This is a genomic window from Mesorhizobium sp. P2_D6 (assembly GCF_056404315.1).
In genome coordinates, this window is sequence record NZ_JBFUEG010000073.1 from 1 (window position 1) to 1,222 (window position 1,222).

Sequence of the window (1,222 nt, forward strand, 5' to 3'; positions counted from 1 at the left end):
GGTGGGTTCAATAGGTCGCCGCAACACTCTTAATCTGAGAGGATGAGGAGGTGTTGCATGGTGACGTCACGGATCTGGTTTACGTCAGCGCAGAAGGCCGAGCTTTGGGAGCGATGGAAGCAAGGTCAGAGCATTTCGTCGATCTCGCGGGCACTGGACCGCCGGAACAAGACCGGCGTTCAGCGGATCGTATCCTTACACGGCGGTATTGCTCCGTCAGCAAGGCGTAGAGCGGCCTCGGCGCTCGGGCTGGCGGAGCGCGAAGAGATCTCTCGCGGGATCGCGGCGGGTCTCGCAATCCGCGCTATTGCACGAAGTCTCGGGCGATCCCCATCGACAATATGTCGCGAGATCTCGCGCAATGGCGGTGCACAAACGTATCGTGCAACCAGGGCTGACAAGCATGCTTGGGAGCGAGCGCTGCGCCCGAAGCAGTGTCGCCTGGCATGCTCTGGACGGCTACGGTGGCGGGTAGCGCAAAAGCTGGCGCTGGAATGGTCGCCGGAGCAGATAGCGGGCTGGTTGAGGCGAGAGTACCCGGGCGATCCAAGCATGCGGATATCTCATGAAGCGATTTATCGCAGTCTATTCATCCAGTCGCGAGGGGTGCTCAAGAAGGGACTGACAGCGCACCTGCGTACCAAACGACAGATGCGCCCCGCCAAAGGCGCACAGAGCCGGACGGGGCAAGGACAAATACTCGATATGATCTCCATCCGCGACCGCCCCGCCGAGGCGGAGGATCGTGCCATCCCAGGCCATTGGGAGGGTGATCTGCTCACCGGTGCTAACGACACGAACATCGCCACCCTCGTCGAGCGACACAGCCGATTCACGATGCTTGTGAAGTTGGCGAGAAGGGACTCGGCGACCGTCGTAGGGGCCCTCGCCGAGAAGATCGGCACATTGCCCGAAGAGTTGCGGCGCTCGTTAACATGGGCCCAGGGTAAGGAGATGGCTCGTCACAAGAGCTTCACCGTTGCCACCGACCTACAGGTCTACTTCTGCGATCCGCGCAGTCCCTGGCAGCGCGGCAGCAACGAAAATACCAACGGTCTGCTCAGGCAGTATTTCCCCAGAGCTACCAACTTCTCCCACGTCTCGCAGGACCAACTCAACGCCGTCGCCCTGCGGCTCAATCAGCGACCCCGAAAAACCCTGGACTTCGAAACGCCGGCCGATAGGCTACAGAAGGTGTTGCAATGACCTATTGAACCCACCG

Annotated in this window: 1 protein-coding gene; it reads left to right on the forward strand. The window is 60.6% G+C overall.

Translation table 11 applies throughout. The features are described 5' to 3' along the window. Positions 1-57: 57 nt before the first annotated feature. On the forward strand, positions 58-1,206 hold the full coding sequence (locus tag AC1D1L_RS33645) for an IS30 family transposase (RefSeq protein WP_477345827.1): 1,149 nt from the start codon (positions 58-60) through the stop codon (positions 1,204-1,206). The last annotated feature ends 16 nt before the right edge of the window (positions 1,207-1,222 follow it).